At 72.1% G+C, this 24,568-nt stretch carries 25 protein-coding genes and 1 pseudogene; 8 read left to right on the forward strand and 18 right to left on the reverse strand.

Annotated elements, in window-relative coordinates; genetic code table 11:
- Nucleotides 1-882 precede the first annotated feature (882 nt).
- The 4 genes and pseudogenes from ACQPW6_RS00110 to ACQPW6_RS00125 form a co-directional block, all read right to left on the reverse strand.
- Nucleotides 883-1,191, reverse strand: coding sequence for a DUF6221 family protein (locus tag ACQPW6_RS00110; protein ID WP_433887402.1), 309 nt, complete (start codon nt 1,189-1,191; stop codon nt 883-885).
- A gap of 75 nt (nt 1,192-1,266) precedes the next feature.
- Nucleotides 1,267-1,650 (reverse strand): annotated as a pseudogene (locus ACQPW6_RS00115) (transposase); the annotation flags it as partial.
- 35 nt (nt 1,651-1,685) lie between these two features.
- The gene (locus tag ACQPW6_RS00120; RefSeq protein WP_433894377.1) at nt 1,686-2,387 is read right to left on the reverse strand and encodes a DUF4232 domain-containing protein; all 702 of its coding nucleotides are present in this window, start codon (nt 2,385-2,387) and stop codon (nt 1,686-1,688) included.
- Between the two features lie 183 nt (nt 2,388-2,570).
- Complete coding sequence (locus ACQPW6_RS00125; RefSeq protein WP_433887403.1) at nt 2,571-3,902, reverse strand: FAD-binding protein; 1,332 nt, start codon at nt 3,900-3,902, stop codon at nt 2,571-2,573.
- A gap of 188 nt (nt 3,903-4,090) precedes the next feature.
- Between ACQPW6_RS00125 and ACQPW6_RS00130 the strand changes: the two genes are divergently transcribed.
- The 4 genes from ACQPW6_RS00130 (at nt 4,091) to ACQPW6_RS00145 (ending at nt 7,004) form a co-directional block, all read left to right on the forward strand.
- Complete coding sequence (locus ACQPW6_RS00130) at nt 4,091-4,690, forward strand: TetR/AcrR family transcriptional regulator (RefSeq protein WP_433887404.1); 600 nt, start codon at nt 4,091-4,093, stop codon at nt 4,688-4,690.
- Nucleotides 4,691-4,748: 58 nt separating this feature from the next.
- The gene (locus ACQPW6_RS00135) at nt 4,749-5,291 is read left to right on the forward strand and encodes a GNAT family N-acetyltransferase (RefSeq protein WP_433887405.1); all 543 of its coding nucleotides are present in this window, start codon (nt 4,749-4,751) and stop codon (nt 5,289-5,291) included.
- Between the two features lie 65 nt (nt 5,292-5,356).
- Nucleotides 5,357-6,169: a hypothetical protein gene (locus ACQPW6_RS00140; protein ID WP_433887406.1), complete on the forward strand. Its 813-nt coding sequence runs from the start codon at nt 5,357-5,359 to the stop codon at nt 6,167-6,169.
- A 376-nt stretch (nt 6,170-6,545) separates the two neighbouring features.
- Entirely contained in the window at nt 6,546-7,004 is a 459-nt protein-coding gene (locus ACQPW6_RS00145) for a hypothetical protein (protein WP_433887407.1), read from the forward strand.
- A gap of 88 nt (nt 7,005-7,092) precedes the next feature.
- Here the strand turns inward: ACQPW6_RS00145 and ACQPW6_RS00150 are convergent, their stop codons facing one another.
- The 8 genes from ACQPW6_RS00150 to ACQPW6_RS00185 all read right to left on the reverse strand — a co-directional run bounded on the left by ACQPW6_RS00150 (nt 7,093) and on the right by ACQPW6_RS00185 (nt 14,236).
- Complete coding sequence (locus ACQPW6_RS00150; protein WP_433887408.1) at nt 7,093-8,199, reverse strand: maleylacetate reductase; 1,107 nt, start codon at nt 8,197-8,199, stop codon at nt 7,093-7,095.
- A 117-nt stretch (nt 8,200-8,316) separates the two neighbouring features.
- On the reverse strand, nt 8,317-9,084 hold the full coding sequence (locus ACQPW6_RS00155) for a dienelactone hydrolase family protein (protein WP_433887409.1): 768 nt from the start codon (nt 9,082-9,084) through the stop codon (nt 8,317-8,319).
- A 2-nt stretch (nt 9,085-9,086) separates the two neighbouring features.
- The gene (locus ACQPW6_RS00160; protein ID WP_433887410.1) at nt 9,087-9,902 is read right to left on the reverse strand and encodes a catechol 1,2-dioxygenase; all 816 of its coding nucleotides are present in this window, start codon (nt 9,900-9,902) and stop codon (nt 9,087-9,089) included.
- Nucleotides 9,903-10,035: 133 nt separating this feature from the next.
- Nucleotides 10,036-11,220, reverse strand: a complete 1,185-nt coding sequence (locus ACQPW6_RS00165) for a glycine/sarcosine/betaine reductase selenoprotein B family protein (RefSeq protein WP_433887411.1) — start codon at nt 11,218-11,220, stop codon at nt 10,036-10,038.
- A gap of 40 nt (nt 11,221-11,260) precedes the next feature.
- Nucleotides 11,261-11,623, reverse strand: coding sequence for a DUF1330 domain-containing protein (locus ACQPW6_RS00170; protein ID WP_433887412.1), 363 nt, complete (start codon nt 11,621-11,623; stop codon nt 11,261-11,263).
- 2 nt (nt 11,624-11,625) lie between these two features.
- Nucleotides 11,626-12,738 (reverse strand): muconate/chloromuconate family cycloisomerase, encoded by a 1,113-nt coding sequence (locus tag ACQPW6_RS00175; RefSeq protein WP_433887413.1) that lies wholly within the window; start codon nt 12,736-12,738, stop codon nt 11,626-11,628.
- Complete coding sequence (locus tag ACQPW6_RS00180) at nt 12,735-13,535, reverse strand: 3-oxoacid CoA-transferase subunit B (protein ID WP_433887414.1); 801 nt, start codon at nt 13,533-13,535, stop codon at nt 12,735-12,737. Before ACQPW6_RS00180 ends, ACQPW6_RS00175 begins: the two co-directional genes overlap by 4 nt.
- The gene (locus tag ACQPW6_RS00185) at nt 13,532-14,236 is read right to left on the reverse strand and encodes a CoA transferase subunit A (RefSeq protein ID WP_433887415.1); all 705 of its coding nucleotides are present in this window, start codon (nt 14,234-14,236) and stop codon (nt 13,532-13,534) included. Before ACQPW6_RS00185 ends, ACQPW6_RS00180 begins: the two co-directional genes overlap by 4 nt.
- An 80-nt stretch (nt 14,237-14,316) precedes the next feature.
- Here ACQPW6_RS00185 and ACQPW6_RS00190 point away from each other — a divergent pair, with 80 nt between their 5' ends.
- Together ACQPW6_RS00190 and ACQPW6_RS00195 are read left to right on the forward strand one after the other, a co-directional pair.
- Nucleotides 14,317-15,297 carry a LysR family transcriptional regulator gene (locus tag ACQPW6_RS00190; protein WP_433887416.1) on the forward strand — a complete coding sequence of 327 codons (981 nt, stop codon included), beginning with the start codon at nt 14,317-14,319 and terminating at the stop codon, nt 15,295-15,297.
- 5 nt (nt 15,298-15,302) lie between these two features.
- A complete protein-coding gene (locus ACQPW6_RS00195; RefSeq protein ID WP_433887417.1) occupies nt 15,303-15,473 on the forward strand; it encodes a hypothetical protein in 171 nt (56 codons plus the stop codon).
- Nucleotides 15,474-15,552: 79 nt separating this feature from the next.
- On the opposite strand, the gene ACQPW6_RS00200 is transcribed toward ACQPW6_RS00195, so the two are convergent.
- From ACQPW6_RS00200 to ACQPW6_RS00215, 4 genes are all read right to left on the reverse strand, one after another.
- Nucleotides 15,553-17,661, reverse strand: a complete 2,109-nt coding sequence (locus tag ACQPW6_RS00200) for a xanthine dehydrogenase family protein molybdopterin-binding subunit (protein ID WP_433887418.1) — start codon at nt 17,659-17,661, stop codon at nt 15,553-15,555.
- Nucleotides 17,658-18,662 carry an FAD binding domain-containing protein gene (locus ACQPW6_RS00205; RefSeq protein WP_433887419.1) on the reverse strand — a complete coding sequence of 335 codons (1,005 nt, stop codon included), beginning with the start codon at nt 18,660-18,662 and terminating at the stop codon, nt 17,658-17,660. The genes ACQPW6_RS00200 and ACQPW6_RS00205 overlap by 4 nt, the downstream gene beginning before the upstream one ends.
- Nucleotides 18,659-19,234 carry a (2Fe-2S)-binding protein gene (locus ACQPW6_RS00210; RefSeq protein ID WP_433887420.1) on the reverse strand — a complete coding sequence of 192 codons (576 nt, stop codon included), beginning with the start codon at nt 19,232-19,234 and terminating at the stop codon, nt 18,659-18,661. The genes ACQPW6_RS00205 and ACQPW6_RS00210 overlap by 4 nt, the downstream gene beginning before the upstream one ends.
- Before the next feature lie 110 nt (nt 19,235-19,344).
- The gene (locus tag ACQPW6_RS00215) at nt 19,345-19,644 is read right to left on the reverse strand and encodes a hypothetical protein (protein WP_433887421.1); all 300 of its coding nucleotides are present in this window, start codon (nt 19,642-19,644) and stop codon (nt 19,345-19,347) included.
- Between the two features lie 254 nt (nt 19,645-19,898).
- Between ACQPW6_RS00215 and ACQPW6_RS00220 the strand changes: the two genes are divergently transcribed.
- Entirely contained in the window at nt 19,899-20,381 is a 483-nt protein-coding gene (locus ACQPW6_RS00220; RefSeq protein ID WP_433887422.1) for an MSMEG_6728 family protein, read from the forward strand.
- Nucleotides 20,382-20,510: 129 nt separating this feature from the next.
- Here ACQPW6_RS00220 and ACQPW6_RS00225 read toward each other — a convergent pair whose 3' ends face one another.
- Both ACQPW6_RS00225 and ACQPW6_RS00230 read right to left on the reverse strand, forming a co-directional pair.
- Complete coding sequence (locus tag ACQPW6_RS00225) at nt 20,511-21,200, reverse strand: response regulator (RefSeq protein ID WP_433887423.1); 690 nt, start codon at nt 21,198-21,200, stop codon at nt 20,511-20,513.
- The gene (locus ACQPW6_RS00230) at nt 21,197-22,756 is read right to left on the reverse strand and encodes an ATP-binding protein (RefSeq protein WP_433894378.1); all 1,560 of its coding nucleotides are present in this window, start codon (nt 22,754-22,756) and stop codon (nt 21,197-21,199) included. The genes ACQPW6_RS00225 and ACQPW6_RS00230 overlap by 4 nt, the downstream gene beginning before the upstream one ends.
- Before the next feature lie 221 nt (nt 22,757-22,977).
- Between ACQPW6_RS00230 and ACQPW6_RS00235 the strand changes: the two genes are divergently transcribed.
- The gene (locus tag ACQPW6_RS00235) at nt 22,978-24,375 is read left to right on the forward strand and encodes a cation:dicarboxylate symporter family transporter (protein WP_433887424.1); all 1,398 of its coding nucleotides are present in this window, start codon (nt 22,978-22,980) and stop codon (nt 24,373-24,375) included.
- The last annotated feature ends 193 nt before the right edge of the window (nt 24,376-24,568 follow it).

Here is a 24,568-nt window from a genome sequence, read left to right on the forward strand (position 1 = left end):
TCGGACTCCGTGTCCCATCGAAGAACGCCGTTCACCAGGGACTGAACACCCCAGCATTCCAGCTGCGCACCACAGTCCTGACACCTGGCCGAGTACCTGATGGACGCGAAGACCGTCTGCTCCATCCCCCACCCCCTTCACGAAGATGAGGTTAAACAACAAGCTGAGCAGGAACCGCATCTGCGCGCCGGCCGCCTTCGGGATCGGCCGGGTCGCGGTGCCCGCGGCCGCGCGTGGTGATGTTCTGAGTGTATGAGCCGCCGCCCGCCGCCAAGTAGGTCGGGAAGTTGCCCATCATGACTTTTTGCGTTCACTACGGGCTATCGAGTAAAACAGAAAGGCTGCGCCTGATACGATAAAAACGACAGCGAGGACGATCAAAAGCTCGCTGCCATGACCGGGCTGGAAAATTCCCATGAGCATCAATAGGGCGCCACACGCGAGTTCAACTCTGCCCAGGATTTGCATCTGGCGGGCGAGTCTAGGATTGGGTGACATGGTTTCTCCTGGACCTGGCAGTGGGGTTGGGCGGGGGCCTATCGCTATGCAGTACGGGGCCGCTTCGGCTACGGCGATCCCCCTCTGTGCCAATCGCGGCCATAGCTGTGCACAGGCCGGAGATGCCGATATCCAGAATAGCCCTTTCCGTAGCGGCCCTAGCCGCATCCTCTCCTTAAACATGCCCTGGTAAACAATGTTGACCACACTGAGCTCTGAACTGAGATCGTCCGACAATCCCGGTCCGCTCGGGTCGGTGTGGTTGACGGGATTGTTGGCGAGGGCGGCGCAGGGGTTGGTTTCTTGGCCGGAGGGGTCGGTTGGGATGAAGCGGGTGGTGACGGCAGCACGTGCTTGGCGAGTCCCCAACGCCAGGGCAGGGGTCTACTCGTCGTCAGGGGCCAACTCCTCGCGGTATCCCGGGCGATCGGAGTATGCGGTCGCTGCGAGGACTCGCACTGTCCAGTCGCTGCGGAGGGCGTCGTTGTCCCCGTGGCCGACGTGATCCGGGTCGCGCCAGGCGGCGAGCATGCCACGGCGCACGGCAATGGTGCGGGCGGGCGCGTAAAGCGCGGACAGTGGGTTGTCGGCGGTCAGTCCTTCTGGCAGCCAGGACACGGGGAGTTGGCCTGCGGCCGCCGCCTCGTCCGCGTCGATCTGCTCGTGCAGCCAGGTGATCAGTTCTGCGGTCATAGCCGGCATGATCTCCCGTGCCACTGACAGTGCGCGGCCCAGGTGCCGCACGGGGCACGTCGAAGGGACCTGGCGTTAGAACTGGTCCACGTTGACGCTTCTGCGATAGCAGATGAGGGTGCTGGCGATCCCGACGAAGGCGAGAAAGTGTTCGGGCTTGCGCTCGTAACGGCGGTGGAGTCGGCGGCAGCCCATGAGCCAGGACAGGGTGCGTTCGATGACCCAGCGGTGTCGCCCCAGGCGGTCGGAGGGCTCTTTGCCGCGGCGCGCGATGCGCGGCACGGCCTGCCTCGCAGCCAGGCACGCAGGTGCTCGAAGTCGTAGCCCTGTCGCGTGCAGCCTGGCCGGGCGCCGGCGGCGCGGACCGAACCGGGACCTGACGGGTGCGATTCCGCGCATCAACGGTTTCAGCTGAGTTGTCTGGCCGTCCGTCAGGTCAGCAAGCCCCACGGCCAGTGCTCATCCACGATCTTGATCCGCTGTCGCAACACGGCCTAATTGGCTTGGCCGGCGCTGCCGACCGGGCCGATCTTCACCGGCGTGCCGCTGCCGTTAGTGGCGGGCAGTGTGCTCTCGCCCGGCCAACTGAGGGTGACCGACTTCGTCTCGTCGGGCGGTGTCACCACGAGACCGGTGATCCTGACGCCCGAACCGCCGGTCTTGTTCGCCGGATAAGTGATGGGGAAGAACGTCGACTTCCCGCTCTTGAGTACCGCGGAGGTGCTCTTCTGGCCACTGCGCTCCGCGGGCACCGACCCGCCGCTGGTGTTGAGATTGACGCCCGCGTAACCGTAGATCGTGCAGTCCCGGCCACCGCTGTTCTTCAGCGTCACCGTGACGGAGGGCGTGGGGTCCCCGTCGATAGTGGTGTTGCTCGCTGTGATCTTCAGGTCGTCGGTACCGCACCTGCCGGGTTTGCCGCTCCCGCTGGACCCCGTGGGTGCGGTCTGGTCGGTGGAACCGGCGGACTCATTGCTGCCGCCTTGCTCCGATCCGGTGGTGGTTTTTTCCGGAGACGCCGTGCCGCCGTCCTGCTGCGAACCGCCGGAGCCCGAACTGTCTGCCGGGGAGGGTGTGCTGGAGGCGGCGGGCGCGCTGGCCCCGTCCGCCGAGTCACCGCCGTCGCCGCTACAGGCGGCGAGCGAGAGACTTGCGGCGAGGACGAGGGCGGCAAGAGGAATGGTGTGAACGCGCATCTTCTTCTCCTCGGTAGGCATATCGGTATACACATCTTCACCGGCTCGACTGGACTGCTCTTGCCGGCTTTGGGGGCTTATCTCTGGCCGGGGCCTCCTGTGGGGAACCGGGACGGCCGACTGGCGGACCTGCTCACGGGGAAAAGTGGCCCACGGCCGGTTTCGGTTTACTGAAAGAACTTCTCAGGCGAACAGGGTGCGTAGGGCGTCGTTGAGAAACAGGTCGTGGGGGTCGAACTCGGAGCGCACGGCGGCGAACCGGGGAAGTTCCGGGAACAGCCGCCGGACATCGGCGCGCTCGTGGCGAAAGAGCTTGCCCCAGTGCGGGCGCGCGTCGAAATCAGCGAGCAGCAGATGGTGCACGGCATCGAAGAACGCGTCCTCGCCCGAGTCCGGCCAGGCGCCGGCCGAGACCGTGATCGAGTCCCGTCCGCAGAACGGGGACAGATAGGCGTCGTCGGCGGCAGCGAATCGGAAGAACAACGGGTGTTCGCGTTCGGGATGCCGCTCGCGCAGCAGCCGACGGGCCGAAGTCATCGCTTCGGCCGCCCGCTCGATGGGGACGGCGTACTCCAACTCGTGGAAGGGCGAGGGCGATTCGCCGTCCCGGGCGGACAGCACATGGTGGGACGGTTCGCCGTGCCGCGCATCCGTCTTGTCGAAGACGAAGGTCAGGTTGCGGTCACTCATGGCGACACCCGGCGGGCTCTGGATCTGGTAGCACTTCTGCAAGGAGTCGTCGGCCGGCGACCACATGGTCGAGTAGTGGCGGTGGGCCGCGAGGTCGACCTCCAGCGTGCCGAGTGCCTCGTCCCAGGTCGGGAAGCTGATCTGCCGGGTCAGGTGGTAACGCGGCTCGACCTGGAGAAGCACCTCGACGATCACCCCGAGCATTCCGAGACTCAGGCGCGCGGCGCGGAGTTCCGCCGGGTCGTCCTCGGTGATCTCCACGAGCCGCCCCCGGCCGTCGATCACCCGGACGCCGCGGACGAAGCTCGCCAGGTTCCCCAACTCGGCGCCGCTGCCGTGGGTTCCGGTCGTCAGCGCCCCGACGATGGTCTGCCGGTCGAAGAAACCCTGCTGGGTGAGTGAGTAGCCGGCAGTCCACAGCAGGTCGCCCAGGTCACGGACGGTCGTGCCGGCCCGCACCCATACCCGGGCGGTCGCTGGATCCACCTCGCCCATCCCGACCAGTTCCCCTGTCTCAACGAGCATGCCTCCCGTCACCGCCAGCGCCGACCAGGAGTACCCCGCTCCGGCGGGCCGCACCGGCATCCGGCGCCGGACGGCGTAGCGAACGGCTTCCAGGACCTCGGCAGTTGACCGGGGGCTGACGGTGTACTGAGGAGTGGACGACTGTGAACCGAGCCAGTTCGCCCTGAGCCGGCCCCGGTGATGCGGCGCCGAGAAAGCGCGGTCCTCCGCGGGACCGGGTCCGGGAGCGGGTTCGGTGGGAGCGGGACCGGTGGGAGCAGGTTCGGCGAGAACGGGTCCGGTGGGAGCGGGTTCGGTCATTCGCGACTCCGGGGTTTCGGCCGACCAGAGTAGGTCGGAGTGCCTACCTCGACTCCCGTACCCGCTTTCATGAGAATCATTTCTCACGAGCGCATCGCGCCCGGAAGCACGGCGCGATCGCCCCGCGGAAGCACGGCCCCTCGATCCGCGTCCCGCCCCAGCGCTGAACAGCGCGTTACCCTCTGCCTATGCCACGTCCCCGTACCCGAGAGGTCGATCTTGAGAGCGGGCGGGCGGCGCAGAAACGGCGCACGCGCACCGCCATCGTCGATGCCGCGACCGAGCTCACCCTGGGCGACGCGGCGATCAGCCTGACGGGCGTTGCTCAGCGGGCCGGGGTGTCACGGGCGACGATGTACCGGCACTTTCCCGACCTGCCGACCCTCCAGCTCGCTGTCGCGGAGCGGGTCTGGCGCGACCCTGTCGACGTCCTGGCTCCCCTTCACGGCGTGACCGACCCGGTGGTGCGCGTCCGTCACGCGGCGGACTACCTGCTGGGCACCATGCTGCGCTTTCACCGCAGCGTGCGCGCGGTCATCGGGCTCTCGCTGGCCGCACCGGACGCGCTCGACCGGCGGCCGGACCTCCGGATGCCGTTGCTGCGGGAGGCGCTCGCCCCCACCCCTCTCGGTCCGGCCGCGCAGCAGCGGCTGGTCGAGCAACTGGCCGTGGTCGTAGGGCCGGAAGCCCTGTTCGTCCTCACCGATGTCGTGGGACTCGACGCGGACACAGCGGTGCGCCGCCTTCTCGATCTTGCGGAGAGCATCGTGCGCAACACCGCCCCGTGAGCGCGGCCGGCGCCTTATTGGTTTGCCGCCGCCGGCCGCGGTCGGATAGGAAACCAGTATGCTGACAGGCGACATCATCGGGCTCAGGGCCCGGCACGAGGACGACATCGCGGTCCTGCAGAGCGAGTTGCACGACGACGTGCCCACCGCGGCGCGGGCCGACGGCCGGCCGTGGCGGCCGATCACGCCCGGCTCGAAGGACTCGCCGTTCGCGGTGGACGACACCGTGCAGGGTCACGCCCAGTTCTCCGTGGTGGAGCTGGACGGCGGTGCGCTGGCCGGCAGCGCCGCGCTGTGGGGCATCGACGCCCACCACCGGACCGCGCACATCGGCCTCGGACTGCTGCCGTCCGCCCGCGGCAAGGGTTACGGCACCGACGTGGTCGCGGTGCTCTGCCACTACGGCTTCGTCGTCCGCGGCTTGCAGCGGTTGCAGATCGAGACGCTGTCGGACAACGCCGCGATGCTGCACGCCGCCGAGCGCAGCGGCTTCGTCCGCGAGGGGGTATTGCGCTCCTCGGCCTGGGTGATGGGCCGGTTCATGGACGAGGTGCTGCTCGGTCTCCTGGCTGAGGACTGGCGCCAGGACCCGACGCACTAGCCTGTCCCCCGTCGACTGGGCCCGATCGGGGGCCGGCCGCGGGCTTTTCCCGTTAATCTGACGGGATGGCAGGCACGGGGGTACCGCCGGAGGCCGCGGGTGGGCTGCGGCCCGCCGAAGCGGGTGTGGTGCTGGACAGGGGGCCGCGCCCGGCGCACGTCGTCGCCACCGTCATCGATCTGGCGCAGCGAGGCTGGCTGGGGATAGAGGCGCTGGACGCGAGCGGGGACGCGGACTGGGTGTTCACACGAAGCAGGACGCCCGCGCGGTGGCTGGCGCGGCGGCGCGGGCTGGCACGCTACGAACGGCTGCTGCTGCGCGGCGTCTTCGGCCGCCGGTCGCAGGTGCGCTTCACCCGGATCGTCTCGGTGGACATCCGCCGGGTGTACCGCCGGTTGACACGGGACGCTCTCGCGCAGGGGTGGCTGGCTCCGACCGCCCCCGATGCGACGCCGGACACCGACGCGGAGGAACTGCGAGCCGAACTGCGGGCTCTGCGGGTGGCGCTGAACGGGCTGCGGCCGCCGCCGGGTGTTGACGAGCTGCCCTTCTACAGCTCCTGGTTGCCCTACGCCGTCGCCTTCGGCCTGATGCCGGTGTGGGCCCAACGGCTGGACGTGCTCGGGGCGCCGGCGATCCCCAGCTCCGGGTCCGGCGCCTCGTATCCCGGCCCGGACGTCGTCCTCATGGCCTGGTGGAACCGCGACTTCGCGAACCGGATGACGGGCGCCGTCGGCGACTGGTCCCACCACTCCGGGGGATCAGACGGCGCTGCCGGGGGCCATCACGGCGGCGGGTTCGGCCATCACTCCGGACACGGCGGCCACCACGGTTTCGACGGCGGCCACCATGGAGGACATGACGGCGGCTCCTGGTGACGGCGGCTCCTGGTGACCGCGACGGCCGCCGCGGCCGGGGCCACGGACGTCAGGCGGGTCAGGCGGCTCAGGCGGTGGGGATCGCGCGGGTCGGGCAGTAGTCGGGGTTGGGCGCGTTGTACCAGGCGTCGCCGCTGAACGCGTTGCGGCGGCACTGCAGTACGGAGGTCTGGCGGTAGCCGCACACCAGCCGGCCCCGGCCGTACGTCCATCCCTGCGGGCGCGTGCGTGCGCGTGGTGCTCGTGGAATGCGGCCGGTTCGCGTCTAGGCGGTCCTGCGGCGCCGCCGAGTCCATTGCCAACGGCGGGCCGGGGCGCCACCTTGATTTCGTCTCCGTCGGTCCGGGCGTGCCGCCCGCATCTGGAAGGAATCGAAGTGCTGCGCAGACTCATCGCCGTCATGACGACGGCCGCGGCGGGAACGGCCGTGCTGCTGACGGGCGGCAGTACGGCCTCGGCGGCCGCCGCCCACCCCGCGACCTGCTCCGGGACGGTCCAGGTCCGCGGTCTCGCGTTCGACCCCAACGAGGCTCCGCCCGGGGGCAGTTCGGACGTCACGCTGAAGCTCAGGAACTGCACCGGCCTGTCCCAGACCGTCTCCGAGACCTGGTACGGCCGCTTCTCCTCCGCCACCGCCCCCGGCATCCCTGCGGGCTGCCCCGTCTATGACCCCATCCTCATCCAGGCGACCCTCCCCCCACACGCCCGCCTCTCCCGCACCGCCCCCTACGGCTCCTTCCCCGGCTGCACCGCAGACCGACTCACCGTGACCGTCACGGTCTCCCAGGGCGCCACAACCCTCGGCACGGCGAACGCGGACCTCACCTTCGCCTGAGGCAACCGGGCCCGCCAGGCGCGCGGGTCTGTCGCCGGTATGCGGCCGGCGCCGCAGGGCACGCGGAACTCCGCCGGGCTCGCGGCCGTCAAAGAGGATCGTGAGGCGGGGCCTGTCGGGGGTGAGCGCCGTAGCCGTCGGCTGCCGGGGCCTGTCCGGTCCATGCGGCGCGGAGCAGGGCCTCCAGGGTGTCGCGCCGGACCGGCCGCGGGTTGGCGTACGGGCCGCGCGTGCACGCGTCGGCGGCCTTCGCGATGCCTGACTCCGGCATGCCCAGGTCGCGCAGGGCCGTCGGGGCGCCCGCGTTCTCGGCGAAGGCGCGCACCGCGGCGGCGGCCGGGGCGCCGAGCGCCTGCTCGATCACCGCCGTCGCCCGCGGCGCCCAGGGCGCGTTGTACGCGATGACGTAGGGCAGGATGACGGCGTGCGTGGCCGCGTGCGGCAGGCCGAACGAGCCGCCCAGTACGTGGCACAGCTTGTGGTGCAGCGCCATGCCGGCCGTCGCGAGGCAGGTGCCGGCGAGCCAGGCGCCATACAGCGCGCTGCCGCGGGCCGCGCGGTCGGCCGGGTCGGACACCACGCCGGGCAGGGCGGAGACGATCGTGGTGACGGCCTCGCGGGCCATCAGCAGCGTGACCGGATCGGGGTCCTCGGCCCACAGCGCCTCGACCGCGTGCGCCAGGGAGTTCAGCGCGCTGGTGACGGTGATGCCGACCGGCAGCGAGAGCGTCAGGTCCACGTCGTAGATCACCGTCTCGGGCAGCACTTCCGGCGAGCGCAGCGTCGTCTTCGTCCCGTCCACCGTCTCGCCGAGCACGGGTGTCACCTCCGAGCCGGCGTAGGTGGTCGGCAGCACGATCTGGTCGAGGCCGGTGCGGTACGCGATCGCCTTGCCCAGGCCGGTCGTCGAGCCGCCGCCGATCGACACCAGGCAGTCCGCGGACAGCTTCCGGGCCACCGCGAGTGCCTGTTCGGTCACGTTCACCGGCGTGTGCGGCGCCGCCCCGGTGAAGGTGCCGGCCGCCAACGGTCCCAACTGCTCCGCCAGCTCCTCGGCCTGGCGACGCCGCCCCGGCGTGGACAGCACCAGCGCCCGGCGGCCGCCGAGCAGCCCGACCTCCCGGGCCGCGTGCCGGCGACCGCCCGGTTCGAAGACCACTCGCGTCGGCGGGCTCTCGTGGACGAAGGTGTGCATGGCTGTGTTCCTTTGCGGGGCGGGGGCGAGCGGCGGCCGGCGGGTTCCCGGGGACCCGGCGCCGGCGGGCCGGGCCCCCGGGAGGTCGGGCGGCGACCGGGGCGGGCAGCCGCCGGCTCAGGCGGCCGACGATCCCGCCACATGGGCGGACAGGAACGTCAGCGTCCGGTCGAACGCGTCCCGCGCGGCCCCGGAGTCGGGGCGTTCCTCGACCAGGCCCTGCAGGAAGCCGTGGCCCACGCCCGGGTAGACGTGCTGCCGGTAGTCGGCCCCGTGCCGGACTACCTCGGCGCCGAAGCGCTCCACGAGTTCCATCGGGATGCCGTCCTGGTCGCCCCAGAAGGCGGTGATCGGGCCCCGTAGCCGGTCGGCGACGTCGATGGGCCGCGGCGCGCGGCTCACCACCTGGCCGCCCGGCCCTTCGGGAAAGCCGTAGAACGCCACCGTCGCCAGGTCGTCGCGCGCGCTCGCCAGGTCGAGCACGAACGTGCCGGACAGGCAGAAGCCCACCACCCCGATCCGGGCCGCCCCGTCCTCCCGGGCCAACTGGTCGACGACGTCGCCGATGTCACGCAGGCACAGGTTCTCGTCCATCGCCGAGCGGCGCCCGAAAGCCCCCTCCCTGGTGGCCTCGGCCAGCGGTCCCTGCCGGAAGAAGTAGTCGGCCAGCACCGTGCGGTACCCCTCCCCCGCGATCAGCGAGGCCACCTTGTGGTAGAAGGGCGACGGTCCGAAGATGTCCGGCAGCACCAGGCACACGCCCCGCCCGGGGCCGTCCCCGTACCGCCAGGCCGGCATGCTCTGCCCGTCGGAGACCGTGAAGGAGCACGCGGACGGCCCGAGGCCGTCGTCGGCCGCGCCCGGCTTCCACTTCTCATGGCACATGCTCAGACCACCGGCCGCAGCGTGAAGGTGTAGTGCGCCGAGTGGAACGGGATGCTCAGGCCGTACCGCGCGGCGACCTCCTCGTCCCGGTCCTCGGTCACCTCGATCTTGAGGGACTCCTTGACCGCCTCCGAGACATCGCCGTGCCCTCTCTCGTCACCCAGCCACGGGCCGCCGCGGAAGTACAGCTGCGTGGTGAGCGGGTCGAACCCGTCGGCGGACAGCCTGAGGTGGAAGTGCGCCGGGCGCCAGGCGTGCCGGCCGATCATCTCCAGATAGCGGCCGGTCGGTCCGCCGGTCGGTATCTGGTAGGGCGAGGGGCGGATGGTCCGGATCTGGAAGCGCCCGTCGCCGTCGGTGTACAGCCGGGCCCGCAGGTTGGTCGGCGGCGCGTCGCCGACGAAGCCGGAGTAGGTGCCGTCGTTGCCGGCATGCCACAGGTCCACCAGCGCGCCGGCCAGCGGTTTGCCGTCGAGGTCCACGACCAGGCCGCCCAGGACCATCGGGTCGCCGGGCTCGTCGTCGCGCATCGGGATCACGAAGGGCTGGTCGGTGAGCAGCGGCGCGCCCGGCAGGTAGTACGGGCCGCGCACCGTTCCCTCCGAGCCGGGCTTGCCCGCGTAGGTCGCCTGCTCGACGGTCTGCTCGAAGAAGTTGTCCAGGAACATCGGCACCTCGCCGGCCTCCACGAGGCCGCGGATCCACAGCACCGCCGCCCCGTACTCGGCGTGATCGACCCCGTGCCTGGTCAAGACGTCACGTACGGCGTGAATGATGTCGGTCGTCACCGCGGCGACGCGTTCGTTGTACTCGGCCATCCCGGTCCCTTTCATCGGTCGGTGGTGCGCTGTGTCGCTCGGGAACCGGACTTCCTGTCCGGAGGGTCGGGGTGTCGGGGGGAGTCCGCGGGCTCGCCGGGCCCGCACCGCCGGCTCGGCGGGGCGGGCGGGCTCAGCGGGCGACACCGAAGGCCGCGTCCCGGACCGCCGGGTCGTCGGACGCCTCCATCCGCGCCTTGAGGCCGACCAGCAGGGCACCGAGCGCCGTCTCACCCCACAGCCACCGCGCGGCGTCGTCGGCGCTCTCCGCCGGGTTCATCACCAGCCTGCCTTCGAGGTAGAGGGCCTTGAGGTCGTCGCAGCAGTAGCGGACGAAGTCGGGAAGCGGCACGTCCTCGGGCCGCTCCCGCATGTCCGCGTCGCCCTCGGCGAACGATTCGAGGAATCGGATGATCCCGCGGAACCTGACCACCGGGATCCTGGTGAGGCCGACCGCGGTCTTCCCGTGCTCGGCGACCCACTGCTCGTGGTACCGCCGCATCATGGACGTCTCGGCCGCCGCGTCCAGTTCGGTCCGGCCCGAACGCGGCGTGCCGGACGCCTGCACCGGGCCGGGGCTGTAGCCGCCGTTGCCGGAGCTCGCGAAGTCGACCAGGACCGGGCCCCTGGGGGCCGTCAAGGTGGCCAGCGCCGTCCGCACGACCGACAGCTGCTGCGCGCGCTCGCCCGGCAGTCCGCAAGGCGCGCCGAACGGGAAGGGCACGAACACCGCGCGCGGCGGCTTGACCTTCTCGGTGTACTCGCGCACCAGGCTGATCGCCACGGTGGCCAGGCCCTGCTCCTCCAGCACCCGGGCCAGCACGCCGGAGGTGTGAGTGCACACCGGGCAGGTCGGGGTGATCAGCACCGCCTCCGCGCCCTGTTCGAGCAGCAGCGGGCCGATCCGGCCCCCGACCGTCTCGGCGGTCTTCTCCGAGTCCTCCTGGGCGCCGACCAGCGAGTAGAAGTGGGAGGTGAGCGCGCCCACCGCACCCTCGGCCACCAACTCCCTGAGCCGGTCGGCGGGGAAGACGACGTTGACGTCCCGCATCCGAAGGCTCCGGTCGAAGCCGATGCTGCTCTGGCTCTGCAGCAGGTCCGCCTCGGCGACGTCCGCGTCGATGACCCGGTGCGTCTGGTCGTACTTCAGGAACGGTGCGTCGCCGCGGTGGTGCAGCCCCGAGGTGGTCACGAGCGCCAGCGTGCTCTGGGCCGGCGGGCGGCGCGGCACCGTCCACGGCGTCCCGGCGCTGATCGGCACCGGACGCATGAGGATGCGGTTGCGCTGCACCTGGTTCAGCTCCGCCAGGACCGGCACAAGCTCACCCCCTGCCGCCGCGGCAGGTGGAGCCGGCCGGTCACCACGGCCGGTCCCATCCGCCGACCAGCAGCACCCTGCCGGTGCTGGTGGCCTGCCGCTTGCGGGCCGCCGCCTGGTACAGGTCGGAGTGGTACCAGGCGCGGGCGACGGCGACGGTGGGGAACTCGGCTATGACCAGCCGTCTCGTCGGCCAGTCGCCCTCCAGGACCTCCACCACTCCCCGCGGCGCCGGCTCACCGGACAGCACCCGGCCGCCGAAGTGGCGGATGCTCGCCTGCCCGTCGAGCCGATAGGCCTCGTAGCCCTCCGGCTGGCGGATCTCCAGGTCGAAGACGACATACCCCTTGGGCACGAAGGTGGACGGCGCGGCTTGGGCCTTCGCGTCACCGGTGACGGCCATGATCACTCCCTGACGTAGTCTCGGATCTTGTCCTCGTCCAACTCCACGCCCAGACCGGCCCCTTGCGGAACCGTGAGGGCTCCGTCGCGTACCTCCAGCGGGCGGGTGACGACGTCGTCGGCGAGCATGAGCGGACCGATGAGGTCGCAGCCGGCGAGTTCGGGCAGCGTGCTGAACAGCTGCACCGCCGCCGAGGTGCCGATGGAGGTCTCCATGGTGCCGCCGGCGTAGCAGCGCAGCCCGGCGGCACGGGTGACGGCGGCGACGTCCCGCGCCGCCGCTATGCCGCCGAGCTTGGGAACCTTCAGGGCGATGATGTCCGCGCTGTGCGCCAGGGCGACCCGGAGGGCGTCGGAGGCCGAGCGGACGGCCTCGTCCGCCATCGTCCACACCCGGGTGAGCCCGGTCAGCCGGGCCATGGCGTCGAGGTTCCACGCCGGGACGAGCTGCTCGGCGATGTCCACTCCCGCCTCCGCCAGCACCGGGAGCAGCCGCCGGGCCGCCGGCTCGTCCCACCTGCCGCTGGCGTCCACCACGACGGTCAGCCCCGTGGGCAGCTCGTGCAGCGCCGTACGGACGCGCTCCACGTCGGCCCGCGGACTGCGCCCGCCCATCATGAACTTGACGCTGCGGTGGCCGGCCCCGGCGAACTCGGCGAGCTCGCCGGCCGGGTCCTCCACATTGGCGCCGACGGACCACAGCACGTCCACGCTTTCCCGCCGCCGGCCGCCGAGCAGTTCGTGCACCGGCAGGCCGGCCGCCTTCCCCGCGATGTCCCACAGCGCCATCTCGACGGCGGCCTTGGCGAAGTGGTTTCCCGTCGACACCCGCCGCATCAGGGCCGCGGCCTCGTTGGCGCCGGTCAGCGGGACACCGATCAGGGCGGGGGCCAGGTGGCGGTCGATGGTGACCTTGATCGAGTCCACGGACTCGCCGCCCCAGGCGGGGCCGCCGCCGGGCACCACACCCTCACCGAGCCCGGTCGGCCCGTCCTCGGTGAACACCTGGACGATCACGCTGCTCTGGCGGCGCATGGTCGACACCCCGATCCGGTGCTCGCGGCGGATCGGGAGGTCGACGATGCGGGTGGCGATCTCGCGGATCCGGTACGTCACGGCTTCCCCCTCGCCGGGGCCGGGCTCCGGGCCGGGGCTGACGGCGCGCCCGGGCCCGGGTCCGGGCCGGCCGGGGGCGGGTCTGCCGGGGTCGTGAAAGGCGCGGCCGTGTGGCGCGCCAGCCACTGGGGGGTGGTCCCGGAGGCGGTCTCCACGAGCACGAGACGGCCGTCGGCCACCGCGAAGGTGGCCCGTTCGGTGACGATGAGGTCGGCCGGCCGGTCCGACGTCAGCGGGTAGCTGCACCCGTCCACCAGTTTGGGCCGGCCGTCCCAGGTCAGATGGGTCGTCGCGATGATCACCCTGCGGGCGCCGGCCAGCAGGTCCATCGCCCCGCCGACTCCCAGGACGGCCCGGCCGGGCACCGCCCAGTTCGCGATCCTGCCGGTGCGGTCCACCTGCAGCGTGCCGAGCACCGCCACGTCCACGTGCCCGCCGCGGATCATCGCGAAGGACAGCGCACTGTCGAAGTAACTGGCTCCCGGTAACGCGGTGACCGGCACCTTCCCGGCGTTGACCAGGTGCGGGTCGCTCTCGTCCGGCCGCGGCGAAGGGCCCACGCCCAGCAGGCCGTTCTCGGTGTGCAGAACGATGGAGCAGCCGTCAGGAAGGCAGTCCGGCACCAGGGTGGGGATGCCGATGCCGAGGTTGACGACCTGCCCCGCGGTCAGGTGCCGTGCCACCCGGGCGGCGATGAGGCGCTGCACGGTCGCCCGGGCGCCGGCGCGGCCGGCCGGCACGCCGTCCCGGTGCACCGCGACCGCACCGCCCCGCGCCGCTGACGCGTCGGCGCTCACAGGAACACCTCCGCGAGGACCAGGCGGTCCACCAGCGGGTGCGGGGTGATGACCACCTCAGGGTCCAGGGTCCCGACCGGGACGACCCGGTCCACCTCGGCGATCACCAGGTCCGCCGCGGCGGCCATCAGCGGATTGAAGTTGCGCGCGGTCTTGCTGTAGACGAGGTTGCCCAGCTCGTCGGCGACATGGGCGCGTATCAGGGCCACATCCGCGCGCATCCCCTCGTAGTACAGCCACGACTCCCCGCGGATCAGCCGCTCCTCGTGGCCGCGCGCCAGTTCGGTGCCGACCCCGGTCCGCACGTAGAACCCGCCGATCCCGGCGCCGCCGGCCCTGATGGACTCCGCCAGCGTGCCCTGCGGCATCAGCTCGACCTCCAGCCTGCCCTCGCTGTGCCACCGCACCGCGTCGGGATTACTGGTGAAGAACGACCCCACGGCCTTCCGGACCCGCCCCTCCAGCAGGAGCCGGCCAAGCCCTCGCCCGGACTCGCCGAGGTTGTTGCTGATGACCGTCAGACCGTCGGCCGGGACCACCGCCCCGGACGATCCCGCCAGTGCGTCCAGCACCGTCAGGGGGGCGCCCACCAGCCCGAACCCGCCGACCATGACGACGCTGCCGGGCCTGACAAGTGCCGCCGCCTCGGCGGGGCTTGCGATGCGGCACGCGCCCGGCGCCCGGACGTCCTGCTCGGTCATACCCCCATCCTGTGACCACCCCTCACATATGTCTAATATGTGAATCGTTGCGTTCGATACCGGGCACGTATGGTTCGAGAATGCAGCTCAGGCATCTCCAGTACTTCCTGGCCGTGGCCGAGGAACTCAGCTTCACCCGTGCCGCCGAGCGGCTGCACATGGCCCAACCGCCGCTGAGCACGCAGATCCAGGCTCTGGAGTCGGAGTTGGGCGTCGGGCTCTTCGACCGCTCCCGGCGGGCCATCACCCTCACGGCGGCCGGCCGGGCACTGATCCCCGAGGCACGCCGCCTGCTGGGCGACGTCGACCGGGTCGCGAGAATCGTGCGGCACGCCGGTGACGGCACGGTGGGCCGGCTCGCCGTCGGCCTGGTCCCCTCCGCGGCCAACGGAGCGCTCCCGGAGATCCTGCGCCGCTACCGCAGGCGCTGCCCGGGCGTGGAGCTCACCTTGTTCGAGCTGGCGCCCGACGACCTCGTCCACCAGCTGCACGAACGGCGCATCGACGTCGCCTTCATGTTCGCCCCCGTCGCGGACGACTCGCTGTCGACGGCCCGGGTGTCCACCGAGCACCTGATGGTGGCGCTGCCGCGCAGCCACCGGCTGGCGACCGCTGCCGTCGTGGACCTGCGGGCGCTGGCGGCCGATCCGCTGATCCTGCCCACCCGGCACGAGACGCCCGGGCTGTTCTCGCGGATCAGGAAGCTGCTGGACGAGGTGGGCGTCGAGCCGGTCGTCGTCCAGCGCGAGGTGTGGATGATGCAGACCGTCATCGGGCTGGTGGCCGCCGAGATCGGCGCCGCCATCGTGCCCTCCTCGGCCGCGACGCTCCACCGTGACGGCGTGGTGTACCTCCCGCTGGACCATGCCGTGGAACCGGTGGAGATGGTCGCGGTCTGGCGCAGCGACGTCGGCTCGCCCACGCTCGCCGGATTCCTCGACACGGCCGGCGAGGACACCCCTGACATCCCGGCCCCGGCGTCCGGGCGAGGTGCGGTAGCGAGTCAGGGACGGGGGGAACACTCACAGGGAAGCGAGGCCGTACATCGGCGGAAGGAGTGAAGGCCATGGGTCTTTTCAAGAAGGTTCACGAGCGGACCGAGGCGAAGATGGAGGAGGAGCGGCAGAAGGCGTACGCCAAGGCGATCGGGCAGGGCGCCACCGAAGCGGAGGCGAACGCCGCCGGTGAGCGCGCCGCGGTACGCCGCCGGCGGGTGCGGCGCTCGCTGTTGTCGTGAGCGGCCGCCGGGCGCTGCCTCCGGTCGTCCTCTCGGGTGCCATCCGGGTCCGGGCTTCGCACGGCAGACCGAGCCCGGGTCACCGGCCGGGCTGTTCCTCCAGCGCGTGCAGCACCTTGTCCAGCGTGATCGGCAGGTCGCGGACGCGGACGCCGCAGGCGTGCCACACCGCGTTCGACACGGCGGCGGCCGTGCCGACGATGCCGATCTCCCCGATGCCCTTGGACCCCATGGCGTTGACGTGCCGGTCGTGCTCGGGCAGCCAGTACGCCTCGATCTCGCCGACGTCCGCGTTGGCCGTGATGTGGTACTCCGCGAAGTCGTGGTTGACGACATGGCCGAAGCGGGGGTCCAGGACGCTGCTCTCGTGCAGCGCCATCGACAGCCCCATCGTCATCCCGCCGACGAACTGCGACCTTGCCGTTCGCGGGTTGATGATCCGGCCGGCGGCGAACACCCCGAGCAGCCGCGGCACCCGCACCTCGCCGGTGTCGGCGTTGACGTGGGCCTCGGCGAACTGCGCGCCGAAGGCGTGCATCGCGTAACGGTCGTCGGGAGCGCCGACGGAGCCGGACGCCTCGGCCCCGTCCGGGGGTTCGGTCCCGTACCTGTCGCGGAAGGTGCGCGCGGCCTCGATCACGGCCGATCCCCAGGTCGTCATGCCCGAGGAGCCCCCGGCCACCGACGCCATCGGATAGTCGGTGTCACCGATCCGCACGTCCACCCGCTCCACCGGCACGCCGAGCGCGTCCGCGGCGATCTGCGGCAGCGTGGTCCAGGTGCCGGTGCCGAGATCGGCCGCGCCGATCTCGGCGACATAGCGGTCCCCTTCCCGCCGGATCGTCGCTGTCGACTTCGGCATCCGGTTGACCGGGTAGGTGGAGGCCGCGACGCCCGTGCCGACCAGCCAGTCGCCCCGGCGGCGGACGCCGGGCCGCGGGTCGCGCCGCGACCAGCCGAACCGCCGCGCGCCCTGCCGCAGGCAGCCGACGAGGTCGCGGCTGGAGAAGGGCTTGCCAGAACCCGGCTCCACGTCGGGCTCGTTGCGGATCCGCAGCTGGACGGGGTCCATGCCCAGGTGCTCGGCCAGCTCGTCCATCGCCACCTCGGGGCCGAACATGCCGGGGCACTCGCCGGGGGCGCGCATCCAGGACGGCACGGGGACGTCGAGTGCCGCGAGCCGGTGGGTGGTCCGCCGGTTCGCGGTGGCGTACATCATCCGGGAGGGCACACCGGTCTGTTCGGCGAACTCCTTGATGCGTGAGGTCTGCTCGACGACGTCGATCGCGAGGGCGGTCAGCGTGCCGCTGCGGTCCGCGCCCAGCGCGCAGCGCTGGATCGTGGGGGTGCGGTAGCCGCACAGGGAGAACATCTGCCGGCGGGTCAGGGCCAGCCGCACCGGCCGGCCGGGTACCGCCCGCGCGGCCATCGCGGCGAGCACCACGTTGACGTGGCTGTTCCCCTTGGATCCGAAGCCGCCCCCGACATACGGGCACACGACCCGGACCTGCGCCTCCTCCAGGCCGAACACGGTGGCCACGGTGGCGCGGGTGGAATGGACGCCCTGCGTGGACTCCCACAAGGTGAGGAAGCCGTCGCCCGCGGGGTCCCACAGGGCCGTCGTGGCGTGCGGCTCCATCGGGTTGTTGTGGTACATCGCGGTGGTGTAGGTCTGCTCGACGGTCACCGCCGCGGCCGCCATACCGGCGGCGACGTCGCCCTCGAAGGTGTCGGTGGGAAAGGCCGGGTTCACCTGCTCGGGCGCGTAGAGGTCGTCGCTGTCGGCCCGCAGCTCGGCCTCGTGCGCCTCCTGCGCGTAGGACACCCTGACCAGGGCGGCGGCGTGCCGCGCCGTCTCGGAGCTGTCGGCGAGGACCGCGGCGACGACCTGGCCCCGGAAGGCGACCTGATCGTCCTGAAGCGCCGCCAGCTCCCGGTCCTCGGTGGAGGCCAGGCGTTCCGCGGTGCCGGGGGTGAGCACCGCGACCACGCCCTGGAGCGATGCCGCGGCGGTGGTGTCCAGCTCTGTGACGCGCCCGCGGGCGATAGCGGCCTGGACCAGATGCAGGTAGGCGACGTTGTCCGCCGGGGTCTCGCAGGCGTAGACGGCGGTGCCCAGGACCTTGGCGGGCCCGTCCCGGCGGGGCAGGTCGCGGCCGATGGCCTCAGGCCGGCTCAGGAAGGTCATCGGGTGTCCTCTCGGGCCAGGCCGCGCAGGGTGGCGGTGAGAGTACGGCGCAGCAGCGGGATCTTGAACGCGTTGCCGCCGCCCAGCCCCCGGACCGGGCGGGCGGCGGCGAGTTCGCGGTCCGCGGCGGCGCGATAGCTCGGGTCCGACGCCGCCGAACCCCGCAGCGCCTCCTCGGCCCGGTACGCACGCCACGGCGCGTGCGCCACACCGCCGAACGCGACGCGCGCGTCGGTGATCACGCCGTCCTCGATGTCGAGCGCGGCGGCAACGCTGACCAGGGCGAACGCGTACGAGGCGCGGTCACGGACCTTGCGGTAGGCCGAACGGCGGCCGAAGGGCAGGCCCGGCAGGTCGATGGCGGTGATCAACTCACCGTGCTCGAGCACGGTGTCGCGCTCGGGGGTGTCGCCGGGCAGCCGGTGCAGGTCGACGAAGGGGATCGTGCGCTCACCGTCCGGGCCGAGCACCCGCACCCGGGCGTCGAGCGCCGCCATCGCCACGGCCATGTCGGACGGGTGGACCGCGACGCAGTGCTCGGACGCGCCGAGGATCGCGTGGTTGCGGGTCCACCCCCCGACCGCGGAGCAGCCCGAGCCGGGCTCCCGCTTGTTGCACGGTGTCGTGACGTCCTGGAAGTAGACGCAGCGGGTCCGTTGCAGTGGATTGCCCCCGGTGGTGGCCATGTTGCGCAGCTGTCCCGACGCGCCCGACAGCAGCGCCTGGGACAGCACAGGAAACCGCTCGCGGACCCGGTGGTCCGCGGCCAGTTCGCTGTTGCTGACGGCCGCGCCGATCCTGAGACCTCCCGCGTCCAGCTCCTGGATCTCGGCGGACAGCACGCCGGCCACATTGACGACCAGGCCGGGTGCGGCGACACCCAGCTTGAGGTGGTCCACCAGGTTCGTACCGCCGGCGAGGAACACCGCGGCCGGGTCGCCGGCGACGCTGCGCACGGCGTCGGCCGCGCTGGTGGGATCGCGGTAGCCGAAGGGCTTCACCGGGCCGCCTCAGAACCGGTCGGCCGCTGCCTGTCGGTTGCCGGCGCGGCGGCCTGCTGGACGGCGCGCACGATGTTGACGTAGGCCGCGCACCGGCACAGGTTGCCGCTCATCCGCTCGGCCACCTCGGCGCGGTCGAGCCCGGCCGCTCCCGTGCCGCGGGTGACCGCGCTCGGGCCGCCCCGCGCGAACTCCTGGAGCATCCCGACCGCGGAGACGACCTGCCCGGGGGTGCAGTAACCGCACTGGAACGCGTCGCAGTCGATGAAGGCGCGCTGTACCGGATGAAGTCCGCCGTCGGTGAGCGGTCCGCCCTCGGTGGCCTCCGCGGCGGCGAGCCCTTCGGCGGTGACGACTTCGGCGCCGTCCTGGGTGACGGCGAGGGTGAGACAGCTCAACACGCGCCGCCCGCCGGACAGCACGGTGCACGCACCGCACTGCCCGTGGTCGCAGCCCTTCTTGGGACTCGTCACCCCCAGCCGTTCACGCAGCGCGTCCAGAAGCGTCGTGCGCGTGTCGACGGTCAGCCGGCGCCGGGCTCCGTCGACCCGCATGGTGATTTCGGTGTCCACCGGGTGAGGGTTCCCGCCCGCAGCCCGCCCTCACGCCGCGCGGCACCAACTCACACAGGTGGCGGCAGCCGGAACGTCCCGCAGCGGGGCGGGATCGCCCCGCCGTCAGGTCAGGCGGTGGGGATCGCGCGGGTCGGGCAGTAGTCGGGGTTGGGGGCGTTGTACCAGGCGTCGCCGCTGAACGCGTTGTAGCGGCACTGCAGTACGGAGGTCTGGCTGTAGCTGCACACCAGCCAGCCCTGGCCGTACGTCCACCAGTAGAGGCCGTGCGCCCCGTCGGTGAGGAACTGCGGGCACATGTACGGTGTCGGCGGCGTGGTGGCCTGGGCGGTCGTGGCGGTGGCGGCCACGAGACCTGCGCCGGCGAGTACGACGGCGGCGCCTGCGGCGGCGATACGGGCACGGAGCACGAGCGGTCCTCCCTGCTGGGCCGCACGGACCGGATCCCGGTCGCGCGGCGCAAATAATGACGCCATGAAGGTAGCAACGCGACGGCATGGTGAAAATACGCCATGCGTCACTGAAATTGTCGTAGTGACGATGCGCGTGCGCCCGGGGCGGCGCCAGCCGTTCGGCCGGGGTGTTCTCGTGCCGGCCGGTCAACGCCGCCGCGCTGGCGCGTGGCGACCGGCGGCCGGCGGCGCAAGGGGCGGTAATGGGACGCATGCAGACGTTTCTGCCGTATGCCGGCTTCACCGCCTCCGCTGAGGCGCTGGACGCCCGCCGCCTCGGCAAGCAGCGGGTCGAGGCGCTCCAGGTGCTGCGCGGGCTGACCGTGCCCGGCTACGGCTGGCGCCACCACCCCGCGGTGCGGATGTGGGGCGGGTACGAGGAGGCGCTGGCCCGGTACGGCCTCGATGTGTGCGCGGTGTGGACGGCCGCCGGGCGGGCCGACACCTGCGCCGCCACCCTCGTCTCCGACCTCGCCGCCCACCGGGGCGAGCAGGCACCGGTCCGCACCCAGGACGAACTGGCCGCCGCCGGGGAACTCCCGCCGTGGCTGGGCGATCCGGCGTTCCACCGCAGCCACCGGTCGGCCCTGCTCACCCGCGCGCCCGACCACTACGCCCCGCTGTTCGCCGGCACCCCGCCTGACCTGCCCTACGTGTGGCCGGCCACCGACCGCCCCTGGGCGCTGCCCGGTTGACCGAGGCAACCCCCGCACGCCAAGGGGAGCTTCCGCGCTCGATCCGGTCCACGCCGCGCCCGGGTTGCTTCGGCAGCGGCCCGAGGGACCCGGGTTGTCGCGCTGACGGATGCGTGGAGGGGCGGGCGGCTACGGGTTCGGGCGGTCCGTCCAGCGGTAGCACAGCTCGGGGCGGCCGACCTGGCCGTACTGGGGGTTGCGCACCGCGCGGCCGGTGTCCACCAGGTGTTCCAGGTAGCGGCGGGCGGTGATGCGGGAGACCCCGGCGGCCTGGGCTGCCGCGTTCGCGGAGATGGCCTCGCCCGGGGCGGCGCGGAGCGCGGCGGTGACCGCCTCCAGGGTCGGGGCGCTCAGGCCCTTGGGCAGGACCGCGGGCTGCGGGCTGTGCAGGGCGGACAGCGCGCGGTCGACCTCGGCCTGGCCGGTGGCCTGGCCGCCGCCGGCCAGGCCGCTGCGGTAGCGCGCCCACTGCTCCAGCCGGTCGCGCAGCGACGGATACGTGAACGGCTTCAGCAGGTACTGGACGACGCCCACCGAAACCGCCTGGCGCACGACGGCCAGGTCCCGGGCCGAGGTCACCGCCACCACGTCCGCGGTGTGGCCTGCGCCGCGCATCCGCCGTACGAGGTCGAGCCCGTGGCCGTCGGGCAGGTTGAGGTCGAGCAGCACCAGGTCCACCGGCTGCCGCTCCAGCAACCGCAGCGCCGCCCCGCCGGTGTGCACGACCGCCGCCACCTCGAAGCCGGCCAGCCGCCCGACGTACATCCGGTGCGCCTCGGCGGCCACCGGATCGTCCTCCACCACCAGGACCTTGATCATGCCCGTGCCTCCTGCCGCAGCGGCAGCCGTACGGTGAACCGCGCGCCGCCGCCGGAGGACCGGTCCAGGCCCACCGTGCCGCCCGCGCGGCGGGCGGCCTGCTCCACCAGGGCCAGGCCCAGGCCGCGGCCCTCGCTCTTGGTCGTCCAGCCGCGCCGGAAGACCTCCAGGGCGGCGGCCGGATCGACGCCCCGGCCCGAATCGGTGACCTGCAGCAGCAGTTCGTCCTCCCCGGCCCTGGCCCGTACGGTGACCGACGGGCGGCTGCCGCCGCGGGCCGCGCCCTCGATCGCCGCGTCGACCGCGTTGTCTATCAGGTTTCCCAGCACGGTGACCAGGTCGCGGGCGGCGAGCGCGGGCGGGAGCACGCCGTCGTCCATCCGGCTGTCGTCGGTCACGGTCAGCTCCACCCCGCGCTCGTGCGCCTCGGCGGCCTTGCCGAGCAGCAGCGCCGCGAGCACCGGTTCGCCGACGGCCGCCACCACCCGGTCGGTGAGCGCCTGCGCCAACTCCAGCTCGGAGGTGGCGAAGTCGACCGCCTCGGCCGAGCGGCCCAGCTCGATCAGCGACACGACGGTGTGCAGCCGGTTGGACGACTCGTGCGCCTGCGAGCGCAGCGCCTCAGCGAAGCCGCGCACCGAGTCCAGCTCCCCGGTCAGCGCCTGGAGGTCGGTGTGGTCGCGCAGGGTGACCACGGTGCCGCGCTGCTCGCCGCCGCGTACCGGCGAGGTGTTGACGACGACGACCCGCTCGGCGGTCAGGTGCACCTCGTCCACCCGGGGTTCGGCGGCCAGCAGCGCGCCGGTCAGCGACGGGGGCAGACCGAGGCCGTCCACGTACCGGCCGACCACGTCGCCGCCGAGGCCGAGCAGTTCGCGGGCGGCGTCGTTGCACAGCGCCACCCTGCGGTCGGCGTCCAGCAGGACCAGGCCCTCGCGCACCGCGTGCAGCGTCGCCTGGTGGTAGTCGTACATCCGGCTCAGTTCGGCGGCGGCCATGCCGTGGGTGTGCCGGCGCAGCCGGCGGTTGGCCACGTAGGTGCCGAGGCCGCCGACCGTGAGGGCGGCCAGCGCGACCGCCAGCAGCGCGCTGAGCTGCCGGCGCACCTGGTGGCTGATGGTGTCGATCTTGATGCCTATGCTGACCAGGCCCACGATCCGGTCTCCGGCGCGGATCGGCGTCACCACGCGCACCGACGGGCCGAGCGAGCCGGTGTAGGTCTCGGTGAAGGTCGCGCCGCGCAACGCCGGGCCGATGTGGCCGAGGAAGTGCTCGCCGATCAGCGAGGGGTCGGGGTGGGTCCAGCGGATGCCGTGCGGGTCCATGATCGTCACGAAGTCCACGTCCGCGTCCGCCGCGACCCGCAGCGCGTACGGCTGGAGGTCCGCGCTCGGGTCGGCGGACTGCGCGGCCCGCACCACGTCGCCGGAGTCCGCGACGGCGGTGGCGGCGGCCACCACCTGGTCGCGGGCGGCGTCCTGCGCCCGGCTGCCGGCGTTGACGTACGCCAGCACCGCGCAGCCGGCCACCACGGCGGCCACGATCACCACCTGCATGGCGAAGAGCTGGCCGGCCAGGCTGCGCGGACCCGGCCGGGTCCGGCGGGCCCGGCGTGTTCGGCTCACTGCGGGGATGCTCGGCATGGCAACAGTGTGCGCGCGAACCGCGAACTCAATGAACGCAAACGTGACCTGGCTCACTCGCCGCGCGCATAGTCACCGGGACCTGTCCGATCGCGGGCGCCCGGGACGGCGCACGCGGAGCGAGGGAGACGAAGGTGTCAGCCCAGGCCCCCCACGACGCCACGAGCCGTCGAGACCGAGACCGTACCCACTACCTCTACATCGCCGTGATCCTCGCGACGGTCGCCGGCGCCGTGCTGGGACTGGCCGCGCCCGGCGTGGCCGTCGAACTGAAGCCGATGGGCGACGGCTTCGTGAGCCTGATCAGGATGATGATCTCGCCCATCATCTTCTGCACGCTGGTGCTCGGCATCGGATCGGTCCGCAACGCGGCCAAGGTCGGAAAGGTCGGCGGCCTCGCCCTCGGCTACTTCGTGGCCATGTCGTTCGTCGCGCTGGCCATCGGCCTGCTGGTCGGCAACATCCTGCATCCGGGCAGCGGCCTGCACCTGACCGACACCCTGAAGCACGTGGGGCACTCCCAGGCCGCCGCCGCTCCCGCCGAGGGCGTCGACTTCGTGCTCAGCATCATTCCCACCACCCTGGTCTCGGCCTTCACCGAGGGCCAGGTGCTGCAGACCCTCCTGGTGGCGCTGCTCGTCGGGTTCGCGCTGCAGATCATGGGAAGGGCCGGGGAGCCAGTGCTGCGCGGTGTCGGGCACATCCAGAAGCTGGTCTTCCGGGTGCTGTCGATGATCATGTGGGCGGCCCCCATCGGGGCGTTCGGCGCCATCGCGGCCGTCGTGGGCTCCGCGGGCGTCGACGCGATCAAGGCACTGGCCACCATCATGCTCGGCTTCTACGTGACCTGCCTGATCTTCGTGGTCGTCGTGCTCGGCGCGGTGCTGTGGGTCTTCTCCCGGGTCAACCTCTGGCATCTGCTGCGCTACCTGGCACGGGAGTTCCTGCTGATCGTCTCCACGTCGTCCTCGGAGTCGGCGCTGCCCCGGCTGATCGCCAAGATGGAGCACCTCGGGGTGAGCCGGCCCGTGGTCGGCATCACCGTGCCGACCGGCTACTCCTTCAACCTCGACGGCACGATGATCTACCTGACCATGGCCTCGCTGTTCATCGCCGACGCCCTCGACCAGCCGCTGGCGCTCGGCCAGCAGGTCTCGCTGCTGCTCTTCATGATGATCGCCTCCAAGGGCGCCGCCGGCGTGTCGGGATCGGGCATCGCCGTGCTGGCCAGCGGCCTCCAGTCGCACCGCCCGGCCCTGGTCGACGGCATCGGCCTGATCGTAGGCATCGACCGCTTCATGAGCGAGGCCCGCGCGGTCACCAACTTCGCCGGCAACGCGGTCGCCACGGTGCTGATCGGCACCTGGACCGGGGAGTTCGACCGCGACCGGGCGCAGCGGGTCTTCGCCGGCGACCTGCCGTTCGACGAGTCGACGATGACCGACGACGAGCTGGAGGAGAGCGGCGCTCCGGCGGGCGTCCCCGACCAGCCAGGACCGGGCGCGCCGGCCAAGGAGGCCGCGCCGATCTGACCCCGGGGCGGCTGCTCCCCCGCGCCGGACAGCTGGTTGCCGGCGCTGAGCGCCGGGCCGAAGATCGTCCGAACCGTTGACGCGGACATATCTCACGAGTTAAACCAAGCGGCGAACAAAGTCGGTCCACCCAGGGCCGGTTCGGTCCGTCCCAGGGCCGGTTCCGTCCGGAACGGAGGTGCGTCCATCCGGC

The organism is Streptomyces sp. CA-111067 (assembly GCF_050956065.1).
Lineage (GTDB): Bacteria > Actinomycetota > Actinomycetes > Streptomycetales > Streptomycetaceae > Actinacidiphila.